An 18,130-nucleotide genomic window follows, 5' to 3' on the forward strand; every position below is an offset into this window, starting at 1 on the left:
GCCATTCTGGCATTAATGAATTTAAAAATCTATCGTTTTTATCCTCTAATTAGTTCCGTAACATTGTCTCCAATCTATTAACAGGAGAGTCGTGATGAACAAATCTATTCTTGCAGTGGCGGTGACCATTGCGAGCTTAACGCTTGCAGGGTGTGGCACAGAAGCCAACCAAGCAGCGCAGCAACAGCATTTACAACCTATCGATGTAGCACAAGTACTTGTTAAGCCAGTACAAAATTGGCACACCTATACAACGCGTTTAGAAGCACCCCAAGAAGTTGCCCTTATGCCGCGTGTTTCGGGTGTGATTGATAAAATTAACTTTAAAGAAGGTGACAGCGTTAAAGAAGGCGATTTGCTTTTCACCCTTGATGCTCGTCCTTTTGCTGCCGTGGTTGATAGCTTAAAAGCGCAAATCGAGAGCGCAAAGGCGGCACTTGAGCAAGCAAAAAGTGAAGCAAAACGAGCAGAGCGCTTAACTGAACGTAAAGCGATTTCTACTGAGCAAGCAGAGTCTCGTAAATCAACGCTAAGACAACGCGAAGCGCAATTGCTAGCTCTACAAGCTGAGCTTACTGCCGCTGAGCTTGATTTAGCATTTACCCAAGTGCGTTCGCCAATCGATGGCATTGTATCGCGTGCGAATATCACCAAAGGTAACAACGTACTTGCCGGTCAAAGCGTGTTAACAAGCATTGTTTCAAACCAGCAAATGTATGCTTATTTTGATATTGATGAGCGCACGTGGAATCAATCATTCGCTGATGTGACTGCGCAAAGCGAACAAGCGGTTGTGATGCAAAAAGTGGGTGAAACCAGCTTTAACTTTAATGGCAAAATCAACTTCATTGATAACCAAATTAACGAAACTACCGGTACTCTTCGTGTTCGTGCCGTGTTCGAAAACGATGAGCAACAACTGCGTGCAGGTTCATTTGCTCGTATTAAGCTTGCAGCCAATAAAGTAAGCGAAAAAGTAATCGTGCCAGAGCGTGCAATTGGGACAGATTTGAAAAACCGTTTTGTTCTCACTGTCGGTGAAGGCAATGTTCTTGAATATAAATTAGTGACAGTTGGTGAGCGTTACGGCAGCCTACGAGCGATTACATCGGGCTTAAACGAAAATGATGTGATAGCCGTAAATGGCCCTGCGCGTGTTGGCCCTGGTATGCCTATTTCACCAAACACAGTCACTATAAATAGCGACGGAATTGCATTCACTCTTTCAAATAATCAATCTGATCTAGTCGCGAAGAAGTAGGGCAAAATGAAATTTTCACACTTTTTTATCCAGCGACCCATCTTTGCAGCGATGCTGTCGCTTATCTTTCTCATTGCAGGGGCAATCTCGTTATTTCAATTGCCAGTGAGTGAGTACCCAGAGGTAGTGCCGCCAACGGTTGTTGTGACGGCAAGTTACCCAGGTGCAAACCCAACGGTGATTGCTGAAACAGTGGCGACGCCACTTGAGCAAGAAATCAATGGTACTGAAAACATGTTGTATATGTTTTCGCAAGCAACCAGTGATGGCCGCATGACGTTAACGGTAACATTTGCGTTAGGAACTGATTTAGACCGTGCACAAGTCCAAGTGCAAAACCGTGTAAACAGTGCACTACCACGCTTGCCACAAGAAGTTCAGCGTTTAGGTGTTGTAGCCGAAAAATCATCACCAGATTTAACTATGGTGGTTCATTTATATTCACCTGAAAAAACGCACGATACGACTTACTTAGCGAACTATGCTGACTTATATATCAAAGACCAAATTGCACGTCTTCCTGGGGTGGGTGATGTTCGGATGTTTGGTGGTGGTCAGTACTCGATGCGCGTTTGGCTAAACCCAGATGCACTCTCTGCACGCGATTTAACGGCAATGGATGTTGTTAACGCATTACGCGCGCAAAACCAACAAGTTGCTGCGGGTAGCTTAGGTGCACAACCTACCTCGAAAAGTAATCAGTTTCAAATTCTGATGAATGTTAAAGGGCGCTTAAGCTCACAGGAAGAATTTGAAAATGTGATTATCAAAGTAGGTGAGCAAGGTCAGCTTACACGCCTAAGTGATGTAGCACGCCTTGAATTAGGCCAAGACACCTATGCACTAAGAGCAATGTTAGATGGTCAACCAGCCTTGGCTATGCCAGTGTTCCAACGCCCGGGTTCAAATGCTATTGAGCTTTCTGATCAAGTGCGTGAAACCATGAAAGTATTATCAAAAGACTTTCCGGCAGGTGTTGAATACGACATAGTTTATGACCCAACAATTTTCGTACGCGGCTCTATCGATGCTGTTATTAAAACGCTACTTGAAGCAATTGCGTTAGTGGTAATCGTTGTTGTGGTGTTTTTACAAACATGGCGTGCATCGGTTATCCCACTGATTGCGGTACCGGTTTCTTTAATTGGTACGTTTGCGGTTATGCAATGGTTAGGTGTATCGATTAATACCTTATCGCTATTCGGTTTGGTTCTTGCCATTGGTATTGTTGTTGATGATGCCATCGTGGTGGTTGAAAACGTTGAGCGTAATATCGAGCAAGGCTTATCACCACTTGAAGCAACCCGAGTTGCGATGACAGAAGTAACAGGGCCGATTATCGCCATTGCACTTGTACTGTGTGCGGTATTTATTCCTACGGCTTTTATTACGGGTTTATCTGGTCAATTTTATAAGCAATTTGCATTAACCATTACTATTTCAACGGTTATCTCTGCGTTTAACTCGCTAACATTATCGCCTGCGTTATCGGCGTTATTATTAAAAGGACATGATGCAAAACCAGACCGTTTAACTAAGTTATTAAACCGCGTATTCGGAAATTGGCTGTTTAAACCTTTTAACCGCTTGTTTGATAAAGGCGCCAATGGCTACGAAAAGCTGGTGCAAAAACTGATTCGTATGAGTGTGATTGTATTAGTCGCTTATGTTGCACTTGTGGGTGGCACAGTTAAATTGTTTGATGCCGTTCCGGGTGGTTTTATTCCACAGCAAGACAAGCAATACTTAGTGGCTGTTGCACAGTTACCTGATGCGGCAAGCTTAGATAGAACCCAAGAAGTCGTGCAAGAAATGGAAAAAATTGCATTACAAGTACCGGGTGTTGCAAACACAGTATCGTTTCCTGGTTTATCTGTGAACGGTTTCACTAATAGCCCAAATAGCGGCATTGTGTTTACTCCGCTTGCCCCTTTTGAAGAGCGTCAAGATCCGAGTATGTCGGCAATGGCAATTGCGGCTCAGTTAAATCAAAAGTTTGCCAGTATTGATGAAGCGTTTGTTGCGGTATTCCCGCCACCGCCAATTCAAGGTTTAGGTACAACGGGTGGCTTTAAACTACAAATTGAAGACCGTGCTAATAAAGGCTTTGAAGCACTCTTTAATAGTTTACAAGCAACTATTGCTAAAGCGCAGCAAGACCCTGCATTAATGGGCCTTTACTCAAGCTTTAGAATTCAAGTGCCACAAATGGATATCGACATCGACCGTGAGCAAGCGCTTATTCAAGGTATTCCACTTGATGAAGTGTTCAATGCCTTACAAGTGTACTTAGGTTCGATGTACGTAAATGACTTTAACTTGTTTGGTCGTACTTATCAGGTTAATGCGCAAGCTGATGCTGATTACCGCCAAGATCCTGAGCAAATTTTGAATCTAAAAGTACGTAACCGCATGGGTGAGATGGTGCCATTAGGCTCTGTATTAACGGTAACGCCAACAACAGGGCCAGATCGAGTGATGCACTATAACGGTTATCCTACAGCTGAATTAAATGGTAGCCCAGCACCAGGTTATAGCTCTGACCAAGCACAGCATGCGATTGAAGCAATCCTTGCTGAGACATTACCAAATGGTATTGAGTTTGAGTGGACGGAAGTAACTTATCAGCAAATATTAGCGGGTAATACCATGGTGTATGTTTTCCCACTAGTTGTATTGCTTGTGTTCATGGTACTTGCGGCGCAATACGAGAGCTTAAGATTACCACTGGCTATTATTTTGATTGTGCCTATGACGATTTTCTCGGCCTTGTTAGGTGTTTGGTTTGTTGGTGATGACAACAACATCTTCACGCAAATCGCATTAATTGTACTGGTTGCACTAGCAAGTAAAAACGCCATCTTGATGGTTGAGTTTGCAAGAGATCAGCATAAAGGGGGGATGTCTCACCTTGAAGCTATCATCAAAGCGTGTCGCTTACGACTTCGCCCAATTTTAATGACATCAATAGCCTTTACGGCAGGTGTTGTACCCCTTGTTTTAGCAACAGGTGCTGGTGCTGAAATGCGTCATGCCATGGGTAACGCGGTGTTCTCAGGCATGATTGGTGTAACTGTGTTCGGCTTATTGTTTACTCCGGTGTTTTATATGTTAGTTACTAAAAAATCGCAGAAGGAGCAACACGATGCATAAGCCTCTTCATGCAATCTTTAAACAAGGCAAACTAGTCAGTGCGATGCTGTTAGCCGGTGCACTGGCAGGTTGCGCACAAAGCGTCGATATGCAAGAGCAGCAAGTGAGCCTGACACAATTTGTTAGCGATACACAAATAGGTGCACAAAACGAAGGTGCGAGCGAAAACAACTGGTGGCGCCGTTTAGATTCGCCGCAGTTAAACAATTTAGTGACTGATGCATTAGCAATGAATCACGACCTAAAAACCAGCCAACTTCAACTTGATGCAGCCATTGCCCGTTTAGGTGCAGCTCGTGCGGATTATTATCCGCAGGGCAGCTTAAGCGTAGGCGCAGATCGCAGCAGCTTAGATGGCGCAATTACCCGCCAATCAAACGCGGGGGTTAATGTTAATTGGCAACTTGATTTATTTGGTCGTATTACCGCATTAGTCGATGCTGCTAATGCAGGTGCACTAAACCAAGCAGAGCAACTAAGAGCATTACAGGTTGAAGTGGTTTCTGCTGTGGTGCAAGGCTATGTAAGCTATCAAGGTAATGTGCAAAAGCAAGCTATCATTGAGATGCAAATCGAAGCACTCGAGCAAAGTATTGATGTGCTCAATGCGCGAGTAGAAGAGGGGGTTGCAAATGAGCTTGATCTTAACCGCACCCTTGCGCAGTTAAAGCAGCAACAAGCGCTTATTCCTGAGCTTAGTTACTTGCAATATCGCGACTTAGCAACCCTAGCGGTGCTAACCGGCCGACTTGCAAGCGACATAACATTGATTGAAGAGCCTGAATTATTAAGCCACGAGTTTAGCGTGTCGTTTAGTAAAGCCAGCGAAGCAATGGCTCTCAGACCAGATATCACCAGTGCTTTATATCAGTTTAGTCAGGCTTATTCGCTAAGTGTTGCAGCCTCAAAAGCACTTTTGCCAGATATTAGTCTGGCAGGGTTTGCAGGTGTGGTGAGTTTAACCAGCAATGGTTTAGAAGATACCGTGCAACAATGGCAAGTAACGCCAAAAGTTGAATGGTCATTGCTCAGCTATCCTGCATTATTAGCTCAACGTGATGCACAGCAGTTTTTAAGTGAAGCCGCTTACAGTGACTATCAGAGTAAAGTATTAAAAGCGATTAGCGATAGTGAACTTACTTTGCAAAGACTAGTCAAACAGCAGCAACAGTTAAATTATGCTGATCAGCGTTTTAATTATGCGAATAAAGCATTTGGTCAAGCTCAAGCAATGTATCAAGAAGGACAAATTCCTTACTTAGAGTTGTTAGATGCGAGACAGGATGTTTTAATAGCGCAAGAGAACGCTGTTGATTCAACAATTGCTTCATTGCAGGCCAAAGTAAGTGCTTATCAAGCGTTTAATGGTCGTTGGAGCTTTGAACTAAACAACCTTTAACCCAGAGTATTAAATGTCGCATATTCAACAAACTACAGATCTTCCGTCAACAATGCGCGCGCTAGCAGTGGTTGAGCCAAATGACGCAATTGCGTTAGCTGAGCTTTCTTTGCCAGTACCGAGCCCTGAAGGCAATGAGCTTTTGATTAAAGTTGAATATGTGGGCTTAAATCATGTTGATGCCAACTTTGCAAAACAAGGTTTTTGTAAGTGGCATTACCCGCATGTATTAGGTCATGATGCTGTAGGGGTGGTTGTTCAGGCAAATAAAGGTGTATTCCCTGGTGTTGGTGCTCGCGTTGTATGGCACGCTAGCCTTGGTGATCAAGGGGTGTTATCTGAATACACCACGGTACCTAATTATGCGGTATCGGTTGTGCCAGATAACGTATCTCCTGCAGACGCTGCAACCTTACCTTGTTCAGGTATGACGGCATTAATTGCCCTTGATAAGTTGCAGCTGAGCGAAGGGGATTCACTATTTATTGACGCAGGGGCAGGTGGCGTTGGCCAATTTGCTATTCAATTTGCTAAGCAACGTGGCGCAACCGTATTTACCACTGCCAGCAAACACAATCATAAGTTACTTAAGCAATTAGGTGCTGATGTGGTGTTTGATTACAAAGACCCAAAACTTGAAGATAAGATTCGCCGTGAATTAGGCCCGCAAGGCTTTGATGCGGTGCTTGATTGTATTGGTGGCGATACCACCATTCGTAACGTTGAATTAATGCGTTTTTGTGGCCGTATTGCCTGTTTAAATGAATTACCTAAGTTTGAACAAGAACTGATGTTTAGACGCGCCCCAAATATTGGCATTGTATCGTTAGGCGGAGCGTGGCTTGCAAATAGCTTATGTGCGCAGCAAAAGCTGAGCTTTATGGGTAACTTATTACTCGATAATGCAGCCCGTGGCGAGATCAAATTACCGCAAATTCATGCTGTTGATTTTACCGCCGAGGCCGTTTCAGCGGCATTAAATAAACAACTTGCTGGTGGCTTTACCGGTAAACAAGTTGTGCAAGTAAGCGGTTAATTTTGCAAACTCACTGCCCAATCATACTGTTTGATGGTCAGTGCAATCTGTGCCATTTTTGTGTTCGTTTTATTGTTCGCTTTGATAAGCAAATAACCTTTAAGTTATGCCCCATGCAAAGCGATAAAGGTGAGCGTTTATTAAAGGCTCACAAAGTTAAAGATCCACTTTCCTCAATGTTAGTGATTGATAAAAACCAGCTATATAAACAAAGCGACGCTGTGTTATTTATCGCAACACAATTAGGTTTTCCATTCTCTTTGGCTAAGGTGTTCAAGCTACTGCCAAAAGGCTTTCGCGATCGTATGTATGATTGGCTTGGCCGTAATCGTTATCGGTTTTTTGGCAAACAAACACAATGTAAGTTACTGACCGAAAAACAAAAGCAGCATTTTTTATAAACATTTAAAGTAAAGCTTGCTATTCTCGTTATTGGGAACAAACAACAATAATAACAATATGAACATTGTCTTTCTAACCCTAAGTACGTTTTACATTGCTTTACTGCTATTACAGCCAGCATTGCCTCAGCCTTTACTGGCGCTTTTTAAAACCTTACCAATCGGTATATTGACTGTGATGGTATTAAAAGCACGAAGTCAGTTACAAAATCGCACTTTTACTACTTTATTATTCGCTCTTAGTTTTTCAGCACTAGGTGATGTGCTACTTGCAATCGATAGTGGGCAGCTGTTTATTAGCGGTTTAGCGGCATTCTTTGTAAGTCACGCTTTTTATATTATTACCATGTTGCCAATTAAAAATTGGCGAATAGAAGTTGTACTCCTTTATCTATTTTTGGCCATCATTGTTTTTTGCTTATTTTATCCAAACCTGAATGACATGCTCATTCCCGTGCTTTTCTATATGTTGGTGCTCACTATAATGGCAAGCCTTACTTGGATGACAGATAAATCGAACGGTTTATTAGTGCTAGGTGGCGCAGTGTTTGTTGTATCAGACTCTATACTTGGCCTAAACCGCTTTTATTTAGAAATAGCGCATGCAGATATCGCAATCATGTGTAGTTATTATTTAGCGCAATTTTGTTTGATTAAAGGGTTTTTGCAGGCAACGAGTAAACATAAATAGCCGCAGTGGCTCAGTGTTGATTGCCGTGATAAAATGCGTGCGTTTTAATTTTCGAGATTTCCCATGGCAAATACAGCGCACGCACTGCACATTCTTGTTAAACATAAAGAACAAGCTGAAGACATCATCAAGCAACTTAAAAAAGGGGCTAAGTTTCAGACTTTAGCTAAAAAATATTCAACCTGTCCGTCGGGTAAAAAAGGCGGCGACTTAGGTGAATTTAGGCGCGGGCAAATGGTGCCACAGTTTGACAAAGTAGCTTTCAGCGGCGAAATCTTAGAGCCACATTTAGTGAAAACGCGCTTTGGTTGGCATGTAATCAAAGTGCTATACAGAACGTAAAGTTTAACGCCTGCCTAAATAGTGTAAGACACGTTGTTAGTCTTTTTCATGTCATTATTAATGAGTTGATACTTTAGGTGTTAACTCATTTTTGTTCAAAAATGCGTTAGAACAATAGCTGTATTGGGTGAGTTTCGGATAAAAATTCTGATGAGGTAACGACGCAACCTAGAACGTTTAGTATCCACTGTTTAATTAATTTTTTAGGTTTATTTACCATTTTTAAGTCTGTTTTTGAGTTTTAAGTATATTGGCGGGCCAAAAATGATACTTAAAAAAATGAATACAGAAGACAGTAAAACATCATCCTTTTCAATAATGCCAAATTCATTAAGTCCAATCCCTGAAAAAAAAGAAATAAATACTAAACAAGTTAAGGTAAAAATATACTCCCATAATCTAGGGATGTTTTTATTCACATAAGTAACTATTCCACCAATAAGTACTATTGGTATCCACCATAGAGTTCCACCGCTACCTCCACGACCACGCCTAGCTTCAGCGACATCTGGAAATAAAATCATTAAGAAAATAACTATCAGCAAAAAAAAGAAAGTCTTTCTACTAAATGGCATTTAGATAAGCCCCTTGCTTGAGAAAACCTAACGCTTGCCTAACCGATGCAAAATAGCAGGCTAAACTTACAGACGAAGGAGCGTAAGTATGCTGTTTTACTATCATTGGTTTTGGCACTTGTTATACCCGTGTTACCTGCTTAGTGAAATCATGTGTAGAAGTGGTTTTTTTATCTGTTCTACTAATACAGGAAATAACGAAGCTATCAGTTGTTTTCTAACTTCATATCTTTCGTCGAACCATTTGATTTCATCTGGATCCAAATGTGATTCGTCAATTTCTGAGAGTAATGCTTTGAATCCACCTGATGGTGATTTGGTTAAGTCTTGAACAGTTTCGTAAAATCCGTCGACGCTATCTGGAATGTCTAAAAGTATTGTATTCTTATCTTCAGAGTACCAAAGGCTTTTGGGATAACTAGTGATGAGGTAACTTTCGAGACCTATGGTTGCATCAGATTGCTCTCTACGTTCAACTGGTAGCTCTATTTTAAATAAATTATACGAACTGACATTAGACATTGTTGCTCCTTTTATCTGTCATTATTTCACCGGAGAGTATAACACCGGTATACTTTTGGGATTTAAGCTTGGCTAGAATTAGCTATGAACGAGAGCAAGCCAAGCTATGTTCTTTCATTCATTAATGCGCTTGTTATAAATGCTTACACATATAGTGCGAAAACTCCTTTATTTCAGTGAGATAAGTATGCACATTTCAACTCTAATAAATGACCAGTTAAATCCATAGTGTCAACATCAGTTTTTTCCATGAGTGTTCCTACGACCTATTAACAGCTGTTCTTTTTAATTGCTCGTCATCAATCGTAACGAGTTATTCCGAAAAATCATAGGAAATACTCAAAGATTGTCGCTCACAGTGAGTGCAGAATAGTTAAAGCAACTAAGTAATTCACCGATTTGCTCTTTGGAAAAGCACCCATCACCTAGAATTGAGCCTTCAGGGACTTCTTCGAAACTATTTAGATCGCAATTTTCTTGTTCTGCGGAAAATGTAACGTTCATATTCAATCCTTTAGGTATTTATAACACCCGCATAAACGGCGGGGCGCGATAGCAGCGTCTGAGGTGGAGTGAATTAGATGCGATTGTTATACACTTTTCTTCCCTCGATTGCCGATAACAGCGGTTGCAAAACCTGCAACCATTGAGACAAGCATACCTAAACCTAGGGAGGTAACAATTGAACTATCTAAAAACTTTGGAATGATATCGAGACTCTCAGTAAAACCTGCGACAGTAAGGCTAGCCGCGATAACTGCAGCTAAGCTGGCAATAGCGCCAAATATCTCTGGGGCTTTCGAGGTTTCCGCAGATTTTTCTTGAATTGATTCGATGTCTTTTTGAATCTGCTCGGTAACTTTTTCTGAGTTGTCATTAGGTTTTACATGTTCTATAAATTCGGAAAAAACTGATCGGTCTTTTCTAATTGTATTGAATATTTGACCTAAAGTATGGACTTCACTCAATTCGTTGATCAGGGATTCCTTTTTAGTACTTTCTAAAAGAGGGCTAGAAACAGTTTCAGCGATTAAATCTTCAATAACTGAGTTTGATGATATTGATCCTGACTTAAGTCGTTTTTCACGGACTAAAGAATCGATGATTGCATTCAGCTCGAAAAGACCAATATTCCGACCTTCACCAATCTGATGAGATAGACGTTTAACAATTTCTCTTCGAACTTCGGTATATTTTTGTACTTGTCCCTTCAGGTACAAATATATAGCTAAGGGCACACCAACTATCGATGCAAGTGACCCAATTAGTTGCAAAAATTCATTCAACTCTGACACTCTCCATTGTCTATATAACGCCCAGTTAAGGTATAAAGCAAGTATACACTCCACTCAATTTGAGCACCATAATCACTAAACTTGCCATAAACCTTAATACCAAACGTTCTGATTCAATCTTAAATTGTTTGTTTTGAGCCTTTTGGCTTATTTAATGCTGACTTAATTCCAAAACCTGCCCCAACAGCGAGACTGGAAGTTAATATAGTTTTCACTAATTCTTTTTCACTAAGCAACATCGCTGTAAAAACCAAAGCAAAAACCCCCAAAACTGTAGCTCCTACAATAATAACAGAACGTTTATGAATAATATTTTCAAGATCGACTTCTCGCTGGTGCTTAGCATTATCGAGTTCTAGTTCTTTTTGCTGCGTTTCCTCTTTATGATCCATGTGCTTCACAAACGCTTCAACCCCTTTTTCTGCAAGGTCCTCAATAGTTGATGCGATGCGTTCTATATTAGCTACGCGATCATTTATACGTTCAATTTCATTGTTAACTTCGATTAATTCTTGTTTTTCCATCGCCATACTTCCTTATAAAACTCTTGGCTTATAATAATTTTATAGTGCGCATGTTGTGCACCTCTCTTTCGATGACACGCTCATCTATCTAATTAAACTACTATTAGCAAATAACGTATTGCATTGCCAACTATAAATTTCTCATTGGTACAAGAGATCTAAAAAATTTCTGTCGAAGCTCATTCTTTTTAATATATGAGCAATCTACAAATCGATAACTTGCACTGTCTCTATTCGCTTCACTTATCAGCTGGTTTTTAAAAATCTCGGATAGGCATTGTGGTTTTAAATTTATATGTATTGTGCACATTGCTACTGTGCGCTACTATTTGTACATTAATGCACAATAGGACAGTGCAAGGATATGGCTGTAAATTTTAAGGATGAATGGCTCGAAGCATTCTATGAAGAGGATAAACGACATCGATTAATCCCTAAGGTTATAGAGAATGCTTTATATCGTAAGCTAGAAATATTAGATGCAGCAAAGGCTGAAGCTGACTTAAGAGTACCACCAGGTAACCGGTTTGAACATCTTGAAGGTAACTTGAAAGATTGGTGTTCAATACGAGTGAATAAACAGTATCGATTGATTTTTAAGTGGGTTGATGGTGTAGCAGAAAACACCTATTTAGACCCTCATAAGTATTGAGGTAAGAGTTATGCGTATAACAAAGCGTCGTCCTGTGAGTGTAGGTGAAATGCTCAAGCTAGAGTTTTTAGAACCTATGGGCATTACATCAAAAATTTTAGCTGAAGCAATGGGTGTACATAGAAATACAGTTAGTAATTTGATTAATGGCGGTAGCTTAACAGCGCCCCTTGCAATTAAACTTGCTGCATCGTTAGGGAATACCCCAGAGTTTTGGCTTAATATCCAGCACTCTGTAGATTTATGGGATACGAGAAATCGTTATCAAGAAGAAGCTAAATCTGTAAAACCTTTGTTTTCTGCTCAAGAATCTTCACTACGTACATCACAAACTATTTAAAGAACCCATAACGTATATTGTTAATACACAATCTTGATCATTCCGGCAAATTCATTTGCTAGTGAAGCTGAAAAAGATGAGTTAAAAGCTTTCGTACAGAAGTTTTTATAATTAGCTTTTTCATCTGACAATATTTCGTGGCAAGTAATGCAAAAAGCCACGCTAACACATAGGTGTTAGCGTGTATCATTCATTTAATTGGAGCCAATTAACTCACTCAACTAACTTAATTAAGTGTGGGCTGCACATCTAAGCCATAGCCAAACATTACTGCTAAAACTAATACAACCGATGCTGCGACCATTAGCTTAATCAATAGTGGTAAACAGAATCTAAACCAATGGCCATAAGGGACACCAGCCATGCCTAAAATACCCATAAGTACGGCATTAGTAGGAATGATCATATTTGAAAAGCCATCACCAAATTGATAAGCAAGCACGGCAACTTGTCTCGGTACTCCGACTAAATCACCTAGTGGTGCCATCAGTGGCATGGTGACATAAGCTTGCCCTGAACCAGAAGGAATAAAGGTATTAAGCAGGGTTTGAATAACCAGCATGCCAATTGCTGATATTTCTGCTGATACATAAGAAAGCGGTAACGACATGCCATGTACAAGGCTATGCAGGATTTGGCCGTCTTCTAAAATAAGGGCAATACCCCGTGCAACACCAATTAACACTGCGGTGGTAACAAGATCAGATACGCCCTCTATAAATTTGTTTGCTGCTTCGTCAGCAGAGAGTTTGCCTAAAATGGAGACAACCACACCCCAAGCAATAAAAACACCGCCTAGTTCGTATAAGTACCAGCCCTTTGTAGCGATGCCCCATACTGCAATTGCAAGGGTAATAATAAAGCTGCCTAAAATGAGTTTATGGCGCAGGGCAAGTGCTGGGTAACTTGTTGCTGTTTGATTTTCGAGTGGGCAAGGCACGCCAATCATCATTGACTTAGATGGGTCGTTAGCTACCTTTTTGGTGTATTGCCAAACATGATGAAAACCAATGAGCACGAATGGAATAAAAATGGCTAAACGTAACCACAGGCCAGAGTAAACAGGAATACCTGCAATTTGTTGTGCGATTAATACGGTAAATGGGTTAAATGCCGAAACACCATAACCAATACCATAACCTGCGACTATCATACCTACGGCGGTCATTGCGTCTAAGCGCATTGCTTTACAAAGCGCGACGAGAATAATAACAAAAGGAATATATTCACCGGCGGTACCAATACTGCTTGATGCTAAGGCAAAGCAAAACACCACCATAAAAATTAACCGCTGCGGCTTTTTACCGTGGCGCTCTAAAAGCCTACCAATGAGTGCATCGACAGTGCCTGTCGCACGTGCAACAGCTAATACGCCGCCAACAATTAACACAAAGAAAATAACATCTTGAGCAGCAGCAAAAGCACGAGGTATGGCTTGTAATAAATCCCATGGGGTTAAGTAATGCCGCTCAGCAACCGTTTGATAGGTGCCTGCAACGACCATTTCGCGGCCAGATTCACTTAATGTGGTAGTGAAAAAACCTTGCGGTACTAACCATGTAGCAATAAGCGCAACGACCATCATGCTAAGCAGAAGTATCAAGGTATGTGGAACTTTAAAACGTAAACCCATTTATTCTCCGTAATTATGTTAGGTATTTAAGTTAAATTCTTAAAATCATAACATGATAAAAGCTGATAGGTTGTCTCTTAACTAAACACACTGTTAAAGATTGTAATAATTTAGATACAAAAAAGGCCAGAAAACTGGCCTTTTGATAATGATTGAAATTTTATTTAGCTAAACCAAATGGGTCATCAATGCTATGAGCAGGCTCGGTAAACCAGCGCGGGCCTTCGTCTGTCATATAAAAGTGATCTTCTAAGCGAATACCAAACTCATCAGGTACGACAATCATAGGTTCATTACTAAAACACATACCTGTTGCGAGTGGTGTAGGGTTTCCACCAACTAAGTATGGCCATTCATGAATATCTAAACCAATGCCATGACCTGTTCTGTGTGGGCAGCCTGGTGTTTGATATTCTGGCCCCATGCCATTTTCGGCTAGGTACTGTCTTGCAGCATCATCTACTTTGCCACATGGCTCACCATTTTTTGCAGCAGCAAAAGCAGCAAGTTGGGCATTTTTCTCGTGCTGCCAAAACATACGTTGACGTTCGGTTGCTTCACCAAATACATAAGTACGGGTAATGTCTGAGAGGTAATCATGCACTTTACAGCCAGTATCAATCAGTACCACATCACCTTTTTTTAGGGTTTGCGGGTTTTTAACGCCATGCGGGAAAGACGACGCAACACCAAATAACACAATACAAAAATAGTTACCCGGTGCGCCGACCTTTTGGTGCGCTTTTTTAATAAAGGCTTCAACCTCAGTGGTGGTAATACCTTCATAAAGCATACTTGCCGTTGCTTTATGTACTTCTAAAGTCATGTCCATAGCACGTTGCATTAAGGCAAGTTCACTGGCTGATTTATGCATGCGGCAGTGAGCTGTTACGCACTGTGCGTTAACAATGTTGTAATTGCTATTAGCTTTATTAATGCCGTCGTAGATGAAAAACTGTGCGCTTTCATCAATACCAAGGGTGCCGTTTTTGCTAATGCCCATTTCTGAAAGTACATCTACACACAGTTGGTAAGGATTTTCGTGCTCTTGCCAGCCACGAATTGGGCCATCAATCACCATAAAATCGTTTAAGCTGCCGATTTCAAAAAACGGTGCTATGTATTGCACATCACCTTTAGCAGGTAAAATCGCGCCAACTAAACGCTCACTTGCGTACCAACGCATACCCGTAAAATATGCAAGGTTAGTACCTGCATTTAAGTAAATTGCGTCAATATTGTTTGCTTGCATATACGCTTGTGCTTTTGCGATACGCGCATGAAATTCGTCGTTTTGAATAGGGGTTAAATCTGTTGTCATATCTGACAAAGAGTCAAGCGCCTGCTCTGGCGTTTGTGTGCCAATACCATATGTTGTCATTGTGTACTCCTTGGTTTTTTGTGCATTGTGGCTTGAGTAAACAGCTGATGCAAACTCACTGCGACTAATCGCATAATATTCGTATTTGTGGCGATTATTGTTAGCATGCGCAAAAAATAAGGAGCGACAATGCAAGTTAATTACTTAAAAAGACAAGCTGAATTTAAAGCCTTGCTAGAACAACAAGGTTACAGCGCCATGTTAGTACTAGGTCATGAAAATATTCGTTACTTAAGTGGTTTTAGTGGTAATGCCGCTTATGCATTAATTACTCAAAATGATTGTGTGTTGATCACTGATTACCGATACCACCAACGTGCAATTGCAGAAACAACAGGATTTGAAGTTATTTGCCGAGACAGAGACAACGAAACTCTTGGTCATTGTATTAACAGGCACCTTAGCCCAAACAGCCATGTCGCATTTGATGCAAGTTATGTCACAGTAGCAATTTGGCAAGGTGTGGCAGATGATCTTAGCGGCCATACTTTAACAGCAGTAAACGGCTTAATAGAAAAACTAAGACGCGTTAAAGATAGCTGGGAGGTGGCGCAAATCAAGGCTGCCGCAGCCATCGCTGATGAAGCATTAGCACAAACGCTACCTTATTTTAAACCGGGTGTAACTGAACGTGATCTTGCCTTAGAGCTTGAATTTAGAATGCAAAAACTAGGATCAGAGGGTATGTCGTTTGCAACCATTATGCTGTTTGCAGAGCGTTCTGCCTTGCCACATGGTAATCCCTCAGATCAGGTGTTAAAGCAAGGTGACTTTGTAACCCTTGATTTTGGTGCAGTTGTAAATGGTTATCGCTCAGATATGACTCGCAGTTACATTATTGGCGAAGCATCAGAAAAACAAACCCGTATTTATAATACTGTTCTAGATGCACAAAATGCAGCACTAGAAATGGTTAAACCGGGCGTTAATTGTTTAGATTTAAATGCCATATCAAACAAGGTAATTGCTGATGCGGGCTTTGGCGAGTACGCAGGTAAAGGTCTTGGCCATGGTTTAGGGTTATTTTTACATGAAGTGCCATTTATCAACACACTGACAGACTACAACCTTGAAGTAGGAAATGTGATCACCATTGAGCCTGGCATTTATATACCAGGCTACGGTGGTGTGCGCCTTGAAGATGACATAGTTGTCACTGAATCTGGCTTTGAGGTGTTAACCCAAGCGCCTAAGCCATTCATAATCTAAGATTCATTTTTTAGCATAGGCTAAGCGGGCTAAACGATCAGTTACGTGGTAACTATCAAGCCCGCTAACGGCCACAGTGCCAATGGCTTCAATATCGACAAAGCCATCTTCTTGCAGACACGCCTCATCTAAATAGATATCGGTTATTTCACCTATGATCAGCTCAGTGCCATTGATGGCAAGGTGGTGGTGTTCTTTGAGCTCAAGCGCATATTTAAGCTTACTTTCTTTAACAAAAGGCGCTGTAAAGTCATTTAGGTATTGAGTAGTAAGCCCTGTTGCATCAAATTCAGACTCGTCTTTATCGTAGCGTGCTGATGTTTGGTGCGCTTTGCTATAAATGTCTTTGTTGACATGGTTAATCGTATATTGCTTAGTCGCTAATAAGTTCTCTAGGGTGTGGCGAGGCACTGAATGAGGGCGAATTATCATACCCACTAAAGGGGGATGTGCGCCAAGATGAAATACTGAACTAACAATGGCTAAATTAGTTTGGCCGTTACTATCTTGTGTGCCGACTAGGTTAGCACTTTTAAATCCCGACAAACTATTAATTAAATGGGCGCGGTAGCGGCTTTCTAAATCTGCAATGGCTTGCTTTGTTAAATGCATAATTTTCCTGTTACCAGTCTATGGGTTTTCCTTGCCAGTCAAAGTAGGCTGGGCTGGGTGATTGTTGTAAATAATCAGCATCACTTATCAATGAATACAGCTGCTCGGCTACAAACTCAGGGGTAAATAACTTTCCTTCGGGTACATTTGCCTGAAACGGTTTTGATAGTGGTGTATCAGTGGTACCTGGGTGAAATAACACGCAGTGGCATTGTTTATAGCGCCTAATAAGTTCGATCGCAGCAGATTTAAATAACATATTTAAAGCTGCCTTCGAGGCACGGTAGCTATACCAACCGCCTAGATTATTATCACTAATGCTGCCAACCCGCGCACTAAGAGCACAAATCACTGTTGCTACTTGCGGCTTTAAAAGCGTTGAGAATAAAGTCACACAGCGAATTGGCAGTAGGGCGTTTGTATGCATACTATTGATAAAGTGCTGCTCAGATATTTGTTCAAGTTTACGTTCAGGCGCATTAGCTGGATCATGTAATAGGCCATTAAATATCATTAGTTGGGCTAAGTCATATTGGCTGCTGGCAAGTTCTTTGGCAATTTCACCTAAGCTTTGCTCTGAGTAATCAGTTGTAAAATGCTGGTGGCTGATTTCATTGTTCGATACCTCATCAAAATTAGCATTAAATTTATATCGGCTGATGGTGACGATATGACCACGACTGATTTGTTTTTTTAGTGTTGTGAAATAGGCTTTTGCGATTTCACTGCTTGCACCGCACAGAATAAAGAGTTGCATTTTTGACCTGTAATAAAATATTTAAAAAACTTTTTTAGCTCAATCTATCATCAATAAGTATTGCGATAGCGGTTTAGAATCTAATTTACCTAAACTAAAGTAGATAAAAAGGCTCGGTAAAAATTTGACCAAACTGATATTAAGAATGCCTTAATTTACGCGTATTTTGAGAATTTAATTGGTAAGTCCATTTTACCAATTGTGTTTGTCGCTAAACCTTGTATCAAAACAAACTGCGTATTTATTACACTTTTATGTTGATAGATTGGCTATTCTTTTTTACGAGTTTGTTAGAAAATTCGATCTATTAAATTAACGCCGACAATGATATTAATAGAAAGGATCAG

At 40.8% G+C, this 18,130-nt stretch carries 19 protein-coding genes; 10 read left to right on the forward strand and 9 right to left on the reverse strand.

The window, feature by feature from the left end:
• Positions 1–94: 94 nt before the first annotated feature.
• From E5N72_RS18220 to ppiC, 7 genes are all read left to right on the forward strand, one after another.
• Entirely contained in the window at positions 95–1,261 is a 1,167-nt protein-coding gene (locus E5N72_RS18220) for an efflux RND transporter periplasmic adaptor subunit (protein ID WP_135926532.1), read from the forward strand.
• A gap of 6 nt (positions 1,262–1,267) precedes the next feature.
• Entirely contained in the window at positions 1,268–4,414 is a 3,147-nt protein-coding gene (locus tag E5N72_RS18225; RefSeq protein WP_135926533.1) for a multidrug efflux RND transporter permease subunit, read from the forward strand.
• Entirely contained in the window at positions 4,407–5,813 is a 1,407-nt protein-coding gene (locus E5N72_RS18230; protein ID WP_135926534.1) for a TolC family protein, read from the forward strand. Before E5N72_RS18225 ends, E5N72_RS18230 begins: the two co-directional genes overlap by 8 nt.
• Before the next feature lie 13 nt (positions 5,814–5,826).
• Positions 5,827–6,849: a zinc-binding dehydrogenase gene (locus E5N72_RS18235; RefSeq protein WP_135926535.1), complete on the forward strand. Its 1,023-nt coding sequence runs from the start codon at positions 5,827–5,829 to the stop codon at positions 6,847–6,849.
• Between the two features lie 2 nt (positions 6,850–6,851).
• On the forward strand, positions 6,852–7,250 hold the full coding sequence (locus E5N72_RS18240) for a DCC1-like thiol-disulfide oxidoreductase family protein (protein ID WP_168246761.1): 399 nt from the start codon (positions 6,852–6,854) through the stop codon (positions 7,248–7,250).
• A gap of 58 nt (positions 7,251–7,308) precedes the next feature.
• On the forward strand, positions 7,309–7,941 hold the full coding sequence (locus E5N72_RS18245; protein ID WP_135926537.1) for a lysoplasmalogenase: 633 nt from the start codon (positions 7,309–7,311) through the stop codon (positions 7,939–7,941).
• A gap of 63 nt (positions 7,942–8,004) precedes the next feature.
• A complete protein-coding gene (ppiC, locus tag E5N72_RS18250) occupies positions 8,005–8,283 on the forward strand; it encodes a peptidylprolyl isomerase PpiC (protein ID WP_054552145.1) in 279 nt (92 codons plus the stop codon).
• Between the two features lie 209 nt (positions 8,284–8,492).
• On the opposite strand, the gene E5N72_RS18255 is transcribed toward ppiC, so the two are convergent.
• From E5N72_RS18255 to E5N72_RS18275, 5 genes are all read right to left on the reverse strand, one after another.
• Positions 8,493–8,858, reverse strand: coding sequence for a hypothetical protein (locus E5N72_RS18255; protein ID WP_135926538.1), 366 nt, complete (start codon positions 8,856–8,858; stop codon positions 8,493–8,495).
• Between the two features lie 132 nt (positions 8,859–8,990).
• On the reverse strand, positions 8,991–9,380 hold the full coding sequence (locus E5N72_RS18260) for a hypothetical protein (RefSeq protein ID WP_135926539.1): 390 nt from the start codon (positions 9,378–9,380) through the stop codon (positions 8,991–8,993).
• A gap of 339 nt (positions 9,381–9,719) precedes the next feature.
• Positions 9,720–9,884, reverse strand: a complete 165-nt coding sequence (locus E5N72_RS20760; protein WP_240704556.1) for a hypothetical protein — start codon at positions 9,882–9,884, stop codon at positions 9,720–9,722.
• Between the two features lie 86 nt (positions 9,885–9,970).
• Positions 9,971–10,675 (reverse strand): hypothetical protein, encoded by a 705-nt coding sequence (locus E5N72_RS18270; protein WP_168246762.1) that lies wholly within the window; start codon positions 10,673–10,675, stop codon positions 9,971–9,973.
• Positions 10,676–10,794: 119 nt separating this feature from the next.
• Positions 10,795–11,199, reverse strand: a complete 405-nt coding sequence (locus tag E5N72_RS18275; protein ID WP_135926541.1) for a hypothetical protein — start codon at positions 11,197–11,199, stop codon at positions 10,795–10,797.
• A gap of 364 nt (positions 11,200–11,563) precedes the next feature.
• Here E5N72_RS18275 and E5N72_RS18280 point away from each other — a divergent pair, with 364 nt between their 5' ends.
• Both E5N72_RS18280 and E5N72_RS18285 read left to right on the forward strand, forming a co-directional pair.
• Positions 11,564–11,851, forward strand: coding sequence for a type II toxin-antitoxin system RelE/ParE family toxin (locus tag E5N72_RS18280; protein ID WP_135926542.1), 288 nt, complete (start codon positions 11,564–11,566; stop codon positions 11,849–11,851).
• Positions 11,852–11,861: 10 nt separating this feature from the next.
• Complete coding sequence (locus tag E5N72_RS18285; RefSeq protein ID WP_135926543.1) at positions 11,862–12,191, forward strand: HigA family addiction module antitoxin; 330 nt, start codon at positions 11,862–11,864, stop codon at positions 12,189–12,191.
• Positions 12,192–12,417: 226 nt separating this feature from the next.
• Here E5N72_RS18285 and E5N72_RS18290 read toward each other — a convergent pair whose 3' ends face one another.
• Complete coding sequence (locus E5N72_RS18290) at positions 12,418–13,824, reverse strand: TIGR00366 family protein (protein ID WP_135926544.1); 1,407 nt, start codon at positions 13,822–13,824, stop codon at positions 12,418–12,420.
• 160 nt (positions 13,825–13,984) lie between these two features.
• Entirely contained in the window at positions 13,985–15,205 is a 1,221-nt protein-coding gene (locus E5N72_RS18295) for a Xaa-Pro peptidase family protein (protein WP_135926545.1), read from the reverse strand.
• A gap of 129 nt (positions 15,206–15,334) precedes the next feature.
• On the opposite strand from E5N72_RS18295, the gene E5N72_RS18300 reads away from it, so the two are divergent.
• Positions 15,335–16,414 carry a Xaa-Pro peptidase family protein gene (locus tag E5N72_RS18300; protein WP_135926546.1) on the forward strand — a complete coding sequence of 360 codons (1,080 nt, stop codon included), beginning with the start codon at positions 15,335–15,337 and terminating at the stop codon, positions 16,412–16,414.
• Positions 16,415–16,417: 3 nt separating this feature from the next.
• Here E5N72_RS18300 and E5N72_RS18305 read toward each other — a convergent pair whose 3' ends face one another.
• The gene (locus E5N72_RS18305; protein WP_135926547.1) at positions 16,418–17,026 is read right to left on the reverse strand and encodes a flavin reductase; all 609 of its coding nucleotides are present in this window, start codon (positions 17,024–17,026) and stop codon (positions 16,418–16,420) included.
• A 10-nt stretch (positions 17,027–17,036) separates the two neighbouring features.
• Positions 17,037–17,783: an SDR family NAD(P)-dependent oxidoreductase gene (locus E5N72_RS18310; RefSeq protein ID WP_135926548.1), complete on the reverse strand. Its 747-nt coding sequence runs from the start codon at positions 17,781–17,783 to the stop codon at positions 17,037–17,039.
• Between the last annotated feature and the right edge of the window lie 347 nt (positions 17,784–18,130).

It is taken from the genome of Pseudoalteromonas sp. MEBiC 03607 (assembly GCF_004792295.1).
Classification (GTDB): domain Bacteria; phylum Pseudomonadota; class Gammaproteobacteria; order Enterobacterales; family Alteromonadaceae; genus Pseudoalteromonas; species Pseudoalteromonas lipolytica_C.